Here is a 9,720-nt window from a genome sequence, read left to right on the forward strand (position 1 = left end):
CGATATCGTCGCGGGGCTCAACCGTGCGGGTCGCGACCGGCTGCCGTCGCCGCCAGCTCGGCGTCGGCCCGCTCGGCGTCGGCCCGCTCGGCAGCCACCTCGGCCCGTTCCGCCTCGGCGGCGGCACGGGTGCCGAAAGCCAGCACCGCGAACACCGCGATCACCACCATCGTCGCGCCCACGACGGCCAACGCCACCTCGATGCGCACAGCGTCCAGCAGGAAACCCGCGAACAGCGCGCCGATCGAGTTGGCACCCGAGGAGAGCAGCGTGAAGATCGAGCCGGCCCGGCCACGCAGTTCGTCGGGAGTCGTCCTGAGCAGGTACAGCATTCCGGCCACGTTGCCGATCCCGGCGCCGTAGTTGATCAACGCCAGGATGACACTGACCGCCACCAGCCCGGGTGCCACGACCAGGAGCGGCATCAGCACCGCCCACACCACGTGGATGCCGATCATCATCCGGCGGATGCCCCACCGGTGCAGGTAGGCGTTGCTGGTCATCGCGCCCGCCATACCGAAGACGCTGTTGACCGCCAGGAGCAGACCGACAGTCGCGGGCGTGCCGTCCCGGTCCTTGACCAGCACCACCAGACCGAGGCCGAGAACCTGGAAGAGGATGTTGCTGGCCGCGAAGAGACACAGCGCCCGACGCAGGTAGAGCTTGCCCCAGATGAAGACGACTCCTTCCCTGATCTGGGCGATCAGCCCGCCTGCCGCGCCGTCCGGCCGGGGCGCCCGCAGGTCCCGTCGGACGAACAGCAGGGTCACCAGCGACAGCAGGTGCACCCCGGTGGCGAACAGGAACGGTGCGAACCGGGCCACGGCGTAGAGCACGGTGCCGGTCGGCTGACCGAGGATGCTTGCGGCATTGGCCCGCGACTCGTTGGCCGCCATCGCCGCGCCCAGGTGGTCGCGGGGCACCACGGCACACACCGCGGCCCGCTCCGCCAACGCGTAGCAGATGCCGAGGGTGGCCTCCAGGAACGCGACCATCATCAGGTGCGGCAACCGCACCGCGTCGAGCAGCACCGCCGCGGCCACGCTGCCGGCGCCGAGAACGCGGCCGATGGTGCAGACCAGCATCGTCGAACGCCGGTTCCACCGGTCGACCAGCGCGCCGGCCGGTAGTTGGGCGACGAGGTTCGGCAGCAGCGCGGCGAAGGTGACGAGGCTGGCTGCGGTGGCCGAACCGGTCGACCAGTAGACCAGCAGGGTGTAGCCGATGGAGGTGGCCCGGGCACCGAGCGCGGAGAGCCCCGAGCCGGTCCAGAGCAACAGGAAGTCCCGGTTGCGGGTGAGTCTCGCCGCGCGGCGGGCGGGTCTGCCCGGCGGCTCCAGGACCGTCACCGCGTCGTCCCGCCCGCGCGCGACCGGCACCATTCAAGCACCGCCATCGCGCTGTAGAGCTTGTTCTCCGCCTGACCGAACGCGATGCTCGCCGGCCCGTCGAGCACCTCCGCGGTCACCTCCTCGCCGCGATGCGCCGGCAGGTCGTGCAGGAACACCGCGTTCGGGCTGTGCCGCCAGAGTGCCTGTTCGACCCGGAACGGGGCGAACACCTGTCGCCAGTCCGGGTCCGGCTTCACCGTGCCGGTGGTCTGCCAGCGGGTGGTGTAGATGGCGTCGAGATCGCCCGGCAGGTCGGACATGTGGCACCGTTCGATGATGCTCGCCCCACTGATCTCGGCCTGCCGGGTGGCGTCGGCCAGGATCTCGGCGGGCAGGCCGTAGCCGGGCGGGGTGCGCAGTTCCAGTTCCACGCCCGGAAACCGGGTGAGCGCCAGGGCGAGCGCGGTGGCCGTGTTGTTGGCCTCTCCCAGGTAGAGCAGCCGCAGCCCTTCGATCCGGCCGAACTGCCGCAGCAACGTGGTCAGGTCCGTCAGCGCCTGGGTGGGGTGTTCCTCGGCGCTCATCGCGTTGAGCACCGACATCCGACCCTGGGCGGCCCAGGCCCGCAACTCGGCCGGGTCACCGGCGGTGCGGGCGACCAGCACGTCGAGCATGCCGGACAGCACCCGGCCGGTGTCCGCGCTGGTCTCCCCGGTGTTGGTCTGCAGGTCCTGCGGACCGTACTGGATCACGCCGGCGCCGAGCCGCAGCGCGGCGCTGGTGAAGGCGGTCCGGGTACGCGTCGAGGTCTTGAGGAAGTAGACGCCGGCCACCTGCCCGGCGAGCGGGCTGCCGCACCCCCGCGCGGCGAACGCGGCGCCCCGGGCGACGATCGAGTAGAGGTCCCCGTCGGTGAGGTCCCGGATCGACACCAGGTGCCGTACCTGCGGGACGGCGTGGTCGGCGACGGGCGCTGAGACGCTCGGAAAGGTCATCATCACATGCCCTCCGTCCGTGCGGTCGTCGACATCAGCAGCGACATGACCTCGTCGCCGGCCTCGCCGTTGGTCAGGAGCACCAGCCCGGACCCGTCCGGAACCCGACCGGTGACGAGCGCCCGGTAGCCGGCGATGTGGCCCCTGTGGGTGAACTCCACGCGCGTTCCGGCGCCCCCCTCGATGGGGTCCACCATGCAGCCGAGCCCGAAGACGCCGCCCGGCCCGGTGGTCAGTTGCGCCCGCACCGCCTCCTGGCTGAGCAGGGCCGGATCACCCCCGTACCCGATCTGGATCTCCCTGACCAGGATGGCCAGGTCGGTGGCGGTACTCCAGAGGCCGGCCGCCGCCAGGTCCGCACGCACCTGCCAACCGTGCGGGTGCGGCTCGCCCCTGTCGTCGTGCCCGGCGGCCACCGGCCGGCCGGATGTCTCCGGGAAACACTGGTCGAAGCTGCTGCCGGTCATCCCCAGCGGCGCGAAGACCAGCTCGGCCATCAGGTCCGCGAACGGCGTCGCGGTGACGTCCTGCATGAGCTGCTGGACCACCACGAAGTGGCTGTTGCGCTCCACCGCGACCGGGTCGGGCGCGTCGAGCGCCCGCACCGGGCCGGTGGGCACGCCACGGCCGACCAGCAGGTCCGACAGCGGCGGCAGCGGGCCACCGCGCGGATGTCCGGTACTGCCCGTCGACGTCAGACCGGCGACGTGGCTGAGCAGCTGCCGCAGGCTCACCGGCCGGTCGGCGGGCAACTGCCAGTCCTTGAGGTACGCGTTGACGTCCGCGTCGAGTTGGAGTGCCCCCCTGTCGACCAGCGCCAGCGCACCCACCGCGGAGACCAGCTTGCTGACCGAGCCCACCTGGAAGATGGTCTCCGGAGTCACCGGCGCGTCCCCGCCCGACGTGGCTTGCCCCACGGCGAGGACCTGCGCCAACTCGCCGTCCATGAGCACGGCCAGCGACGCGCCGGGCACCCGCGCCTCGGCGAGCAGCGGAGCGATCTCGGGCAGCGGCGCGACCCGGGGCTGCGCCACAGCCCGTGCCGGACCGGCCGGGGTGAACGCCGCGGCGAGGTCGGCCAGTGGCCGGTCCAGCATCGCCTGTCGCAGGGTGAGCGGGAGGCCGGCCTGCCGGGCCGCGGTGACCATGGGCACCACGAGCAGCGAGTGCCCGCCCAGGGCGAAGAACCGGTCCTGACGACCGATCCTCGGCACATCCAGCAACTCGGCCCAGATTCCGGCGAGGGTGGTCTCGGCCGGCCCCTGCGGCGGGTCGGTCTCTGCCTCCGTCCGCAGTGGCGCCGCCGGCAGGGCCCGCAGGTCCGCCTTGCCGTTGGGGTTGAGCGCGATGCTGTCCACCGGCACGAAGGCGGCCGGGACCAGGGCGGCGGGCAGCCGCCGCCCGCAGTGCGCGGCCAGGTCGTCGGCACCACCACCCACGTGGTACGCGATCAGCTGGTTGCCCCCGCCGGGCGCAGGGCGGGCCACCACCGCCGCGTCCCGTACGGCGGGATGCTCGATGAGCACCGCACGGATCTCGCCCGGCTCGACCCGGTGCCCACGGATCTTCACCTGGTCGTCGACCCGGCCGAGCAGGTCGAGCTGCCCGTCCGGCAACCACCGGCCACGGTCACCGGTGCGGTACAACCGGCAGCCCGCGGGCCCGTACGGGTCGGGCACGAACCTGCCGGCGGTGTACGCGGGCCGTCCGGCGTACCCCCGGGCCAGTTGCGGCCCGCCCAGGTAGACCTCGCCGACCGCGCCCACCGGCACCGGATCCAGCCGGGCGTCCAGCACATAGGTACGCATCGCGCCCAGCGGCCGGCCGATCGGCGCGACCCGGCCGGTGAGCGCGCCGGTCACGGGGTAACGGCTGACGGCGACTGTCGCCTCGGTCGGTCCGTACTCGTTGAGCAGCACGGTCCGTGGTGCGAGTGCCCGCCACCGCGCGCAGGTCCGTGCGGTGAGCGCCTCGCCGCCGAGCACCAGCATCGGAGTCAGTGCGGCCGCCTGTTCGCTGGACACCTGCCCGGCGAGCAGGTCCAGGTGACTGGGGGTCAGCTTGATGAAGCTGAAGGGTCCCGCCTCGGCGAGCCGTGGGCCGAGTTCGTCGAGCCCGGCGTCGGCCGGCAACAGCCACAGCCGCTGCCCGGCGACCAGCGGTGCCCAGATGGTGGTCACCACCATGTCGAAGGCGACAGAGGAGAACAGCGCCGCGCCACCCGTCCGGTCGGCGACGAGCTCGTCCACCGCCCACTTCAGGTAACCGGCCAGGCTGCGGTGACTGACCTGGACACCGTTGGGCCGTCCCGTCGAGCCCGACGTGAAGATCACGTACGCGAGCTGGTCCGGGTCGGTGCGGCCGGGCGGCTGCGCGTCCGGGTGGGCCGCCACCTGTTCCGCGTCGACGTCCAGCAGCACCCGGTCGACGCCGGTGAACCGGTCGGCGTAGGCGGCGCTGGTGACAACGACCGTGGCACCGGCCTGGGTGAGCATGGACGCGATCCGCGCGGCCGGGTACGACGGGTCGATCGGCAGGTACGCCCCGCCCGCCCGCCAGATGCCCAGCAGGGTGGTGACGAGGTCCGTACCCCGGTCGAGCAGCACCCCCACCACCCGCTCCGGCCCGACGCCCCGCTCCCGCAGGTGCCAGCCGAGCCGGTTCGCCGCCGCGTCGAGGTCGGCGTAGCTCAGCTCGCCGACCGCCTCCGCGTCTGCGGCGATGGCGGCCCGGGCCCGTACCAGGTCGGGCACCAGGCCGGGCTCCGGCACGACCTCGCCGGCCGACTCGGCCCAGCCCACCAGCACGTTGTGCCGCTCCGCCTCGGGCAGCAGGACCGCACGGGCGTCGCCGTCCGGGTCCGCCACCATCGCGGCGAGCACGAGCCGGTACATCGCCGCCAACCGCTCGACCTCGGGCCGCTCCAGGTGGTCGCTGTCGCTGCTCAGCTCCAGGTGCCCGGCGACCGCCGAAACGGCCAGGGCGAACTCCGAGCTGGCGGCGGCGTACCGGGGGCCGGACTCGACATGCTCGCCGACCACCTCGTCGAAGTCGAGGTAGCTGAAGTAGACGTCGAGCAGGCGGCTGCCGGACACCGTCGGCCGGATCGCCGGCGCGGGGTAGCGCCGGTGCGGCCACATCTCGACCTCCGTGCCGTGCACCCGGCGGACCAGCTCTGTCCAGGTGGCGCAGTCGCGCTCGTACGGGAAGGGCAGGGTGTTCAGCGACATGGCATACACCCGCTCGCTGCCCGGCATGTCCGGCCGGGTGTGGCAGACCAGGCCGCTGTAGAACCGGGGTTCGTCGGTGAGCTGGCCGAGCACCGTCAGGTGCGCGGCGTGCAGCACCGCCTTGAGCGAGACCCGCGCGGCGGAGGCCAGGGCGCGAAGCTGCGGTTCCAGGTCGCGGAACGGCACCCGGGCGGTGTGGGCGGTACGCGTCTGCGGCGGCGACGTGGGCCGCCAGCCGGTGGGGAAGGTGAACTTCGCGCACCGGTCGATGCGGTCCTGCCAGTACCGCTGGTCCGCCGGGGATTCCAGGGCGCGGCGTTCCGCGGCGATGAAGTCGGCGAACCGTACCTCCGGCAGCGGCTCCGGCTCGACCTGGGCGCCGGTGCGCGTGGCTCGGTAGCGGTCGAGGATCTCCGCGACAAGCGCGTGCAGGCTCCAGCCCTCGACGACCACGTGGCAGATGGTCAGCACCAGCCGCCAACTCCGGTCGGTCTCCCGGCAGGCGGTGAACCGCAGCAGCGGCGCCCGTTCGACGTCGAACGGCGAGGCGTACTCCACGGCGACCAGGCGCCGCAGCTCGGCCTGCCGGTCGTCCTCGGACAGCCCGCGCAGGTCGTACGGCACGACCGGCACCCGCACGGCGGGATGCACCAGTTGCATCGGCACCGAACAGCCGGTCGGGTCCACCGAGGAGCGCAGCACGTCGTGCCTGTTGACCACGAGGTCCACGGCCTCGCGCAGCGTCGGCAGGTCCAGGTCGTCCTCGCCGACGAGGAAGGACGTCACGTTGTGGTAGTGGTTCCAGCCGTTGTCGGCGAGCATCTCCAGCAGCATGCCGAGCTGCACCTGGGACAGCGGGTACGCGTCGGTGAGTCCGTCCGGCAGCAGCGCCCGGTCCGGCGCGGACACCAGCTCGAACGGCTCCACCGGGCGGTCGACGTGCACCGGTCCGGTGCGGTCGACGAGCGCCGCGCAGAGCCGGGAGACGGTCTGGAGGTCCAGCACGTCCGCGACCGAGACGTCGAAGCCGGCCGTCCGCAGCGTGCTGGCCAGCACCAGCGCCTTGATCGAGTGGCCGCCCAGCTCGAAGAAGCCGTCCTCGACACCGACCGCCGGCAGACCCAGCACCTGCGCCCAGATCCCGGCGACCCGTTCCTCCAGCTCGGTACGCGGACCCACGGTGGCCCGCCCGGCGCCGGGATCGCCGTCCCGGGGGGCGGGAAGCGCGCGGCGGTCGAGCTTGCCGCTGTTGTTGCGGGGCAACTGGTCGAGCGTCACGAACGCCGCCGGGATCATGTAGTCCGGCAGTGTGCGGGCCAGGGCCGCGCGCAGCTCCCCGGTGCTCGGCCGCTGCCCGGACGCGCCGGCCAGGTATCCGACAAGTCGTGGATCGCCGGCGGTGTCCTCGCGCAGGACGACCGCCGCCTCGGCGACCTCCGGCAGCGCGGCGAGCGCCGACTCCACCTCGCCCAACTCGATCCGGTAGCCGCGCAGCTTGACCTGGTCGTCGAGCCGGCCGAGGAACTCCACACTGCCGTCGGGCAGGCGGATCCCCAGGTCGCCGGTGCGGTACATCCGGTTGCCGGCGGGACCGTACGGGTCGGGCAGGAACCGCTGGGCGGTCAGCGCCGGCTGGTTGAGGTAGCCCCGGGCCACCCCGTGCCCGGCCAGGTGGATCTCGCCGGGCACACCGAGCGGCGTCGGGTGCCCCTGCTGGTCGAGCACGTACATGCGCAGACCGGCAAGCGGACGCCCGATCCGGCTGCCCACGCCGGCTGCGAGGTCGGCGCGGGTGATCCGGTGATAGGTGGAGTAGACGGTGGTCTCGGTGATCCCGTACATGTTGACCAGGGCGATCCGGGCCAGCCCGAGCCGGTCGACCCACGGGGTGAGGTCGGCGAAGTCCAGCCGCTCGCCGGCCAGGACCACCGCGCGCAGCGCCAGCCGCCGTAGCCGCTGGTCACCGTCTGCGGCCAGCCGGACCAGGCCGCGGAAGGCCGTGGGGGTCTGGGCCAACAGGGTCACCTCCTGCTCGACCAGCAGGTCGAGCAGGTCGTCGGGCACCCTGGCCACCGCCGGTGGCACCACCACCAGGCGGCCGCCGTGCAGCAGCGCGCCCCACAACTCCCAGACGGAGACGTCGAAGGCGTACGAGTGGAACAGCGCGACCACGTCGGTCTCGTCGGTGGCGTAGTGCTCCTGCGCGCTGTCGAGCAGTCGCAGCACGTTGGCGTGGCTGACGCAGACACCCTTCGGGCGGCCGGTCGAACCGGAGGTGTAGATGACGTACAGCGGGTCGTCGGCGTCGTTCACCGGGGTCGGGTCGGTCTCCGGGTGGCCGGTCAGGTCGGTGCGGTCGAGCAGCACCAGGTGCCCGTCGTAGCCGGCAAGCGCGTCGGCGTGGGCACCCGTGGCGACCACCGTGCGGGCGCCCGCGTCGGCGAGCAGGTACGCGATGCGCTCGGCCGGCTGGGTCGGGTCCAGCGGCAGGTAGGCGGCACCCGCCTTGAGCACGCCGAGCAGGGCGGGCACCAGGTCGGCGCCCCGGTCCAGGCAGACACCGACCACCGCACCCCTGCCCGCACCAGCGGTCCGCAGGTGCCCGGCGAGCCGGTTGGCCTGGGCGTTGACCTGCGCGTACGTCAGTCGGGTCAGGCCGGCCACCACCGCTACCGTGTCGGGTGCGGCTGCCGCGCGGGCCTCGAACAGCTCGACCACCGTGCCGGTCACCGGCTCCTCGACGCCGGTGTCGACCACGCCGAGCAGCCGTTCCCGCTCACCACCGGGCAGGTGGACCGCCTGGGCGTCGCCGTCCGGGTCGGCGACCATCGCCGCCAGCACCGCCCGGTACATGCCGGCCAGCCGCTCCAGGTTGGCCCGGGAGAGCACGTCGGTACGGCTGGAGATCTGGTAGTTGCCCCGGTGCGCGAAGACCGACAGCTCGAACTCGGTGGCGCCGTCGCCGGCGCTGCCGACGACGACCGGCTCGGTGCCGTTCGTGCTCGCGCGCTGCCCGGCGCGGGAGAAGTCCTGGTAGTTGAAGAGCACCCGCAGCAGCCGCTGGCCAGCACCCCGCTGGATCTGCGCCAGCGGGAACCGCCGGTGGGGCCAGAGGTCGACCTCCCGGTCGAAGACCGCGGTCACCAGGTCACGCCACGTCCGGGCGGTGCGCTCGTACCCGAACGGCAGGGTGTTGAGATACATGCCCTGCACCCGGTCGGCCCCGAGCACCTCGGGTCGGGCGTCGCAGACCAGCCCGGCGTGGAAGCGCTGTTCGGTGGTGAGCTGACTGAGCACCTTCAGGTGCGCCGCGTGCAGCACCGCCTTGACCGAGACGCCGGCATCGGTGGCGAACCGCGCGACGGCCTCGTCCAGGTCCTCGATGTCGACGGTGGTCGAGACGGCCGTCGGGTCGCCGGGATCACCCCAGCCGGCGGGCAGGACGAACGGGCTGCTCCCGTCGACCACCGCGCGCCAGTAGTCCCGGTCCTCGTCGGAGGCGAGCGCGGCACGTTCGGCGGCGATGAAGTCGGCGTACCGCACGGCCGGCTGGTCGGTCTCGGTCGGGCTCCGCCCGTCGGCGAGGTCGGCGTAGACGGCCAGCAGTTCGGCGAGCAGCTGCGCGGTGCTCCAGCCCTCGGTGACCGCGTGGCAGATGGTGAAGCTCAGCCACCAGTTCTCGTCGCTGCCCTGGTGCGCGGCGACGCGCAGCAGGGGCGCGACAGTCAGGTCGAAGGGCGTTGCCCGCTCGGCCGCCACGAACTCCTGGAAGAGTCGCGCCTGCTCGTCGGCAGGCACGTCCCGGCCGTCCACCACCGTCACCTGCGGGGTCACCTCGGCGTGCACGAGTTGCATGGGCACCGAGTAGCCGGTCAGGTCGAACGAGGTGCGCAGGATCTCGTGCCGGGCGACGACCGTCGCGACGGCCGCCCGCAGCGCGTCCGCCGAGAACGGTCGCCCGTCGCGGACCTGGTGGGCGATGACGCTGTGGTAGGCCGCCCGGTCGCCGCTGGTGGCCAGCTCGACGAGCATGCCGAGCTGGGTCTGTGCGGCGGGGTAGGCGTCCGTCAGGCCGTCCGGCAGGGCAGCGCGGTCGGCGTCGCCCAGCAACGCGAACGGCGCCACCGGAACCCACTCATCAACGCCCTCACCCAGACTCGCTGC

General features: G+C 73.0%; 3 protein-coding genes. All 3 read right to left on the reverse strand.

Going from position 1 to position 9,720, the window contains the following annotated elements:
- Window positions 1–17: 17 nt before the first annotated feature.
- From ABZS77_RS22630 to ABZS77_RS22640, 3 genes are read right to left on the reverse strand one after another with little or no spacing between them, the layout of a single operon-like run.
- Window positions 18–1,382 (reverse strand): MFS transporter, encoded by a 1,365-nt coding sequence (locus tag ABZS77_RS22630; protein WP_354826044.1) that lies wholly within the window; start codon window positions 1,380–1,382, stop codon window positions 18–20.
- The gene (locus ABZS77_RS22635) at window positions 1,346–2,329 is read right to left on the reverse strand and encodes an ornithine carbamoyltransferase (RefSeq protein WP_354826046.1); all 984 of its coding nucleotides are present in this window, start codon (window positions 2,327–2,329) and stop codon (window positions 1,346–1,348) included. The genes ABZS77_RS22630 and ABZS77_RS22635 overlap by 37 nt, the downstream gene beginning before the upstream one ends.
- The gene (locus ABZS77_RS22640; RefSeq protein ID WP_354826049.1) at window positions 2,329–9,681 is read right to left on the reverse strand and encodes an amino acid adenylation domain-containing protein; all 7,353 of its coding nucleotides are present in this window, start codon (window positions 9,679–9,681) and stop codon (window positions 2,329–2,331) included. Before ABZS77_RS22640 ends, ABZS77_RS22635 begins: the two co-directional genes overlap by 1 nt.
- Window positions 9,682–9,720: the final 39 nt, after the last annotated feature.

Source organism: Micromonospora sp. NPDC005298 (assembly GCF_040607375.1).
Taxonomy (GTDB): Bacteria; Actinomycetota; Actinomycetes; order Mycobacteriales; family Micromonosporaceae; genus Micromonospora.

What these genes read in the sequence shown, in the direction of transcription:
- ABZS77_RS22630 (WP_354826044.1), bottom strand. Translation starts at nt 1,382, where the DNA reads ATGGTGCCGGTCGCGCGCGGGCGGGACGACGCGGTGACGGTCCTGGAG.
- ABZS77_RS22635 (WP_354826046.1), bottom strand. Translation starts at nt 2,329, where the DNA reads ATGATGACCTTTCCGAGCGTCTCAGCGCCCGTCGCCGACCACGCCGTC.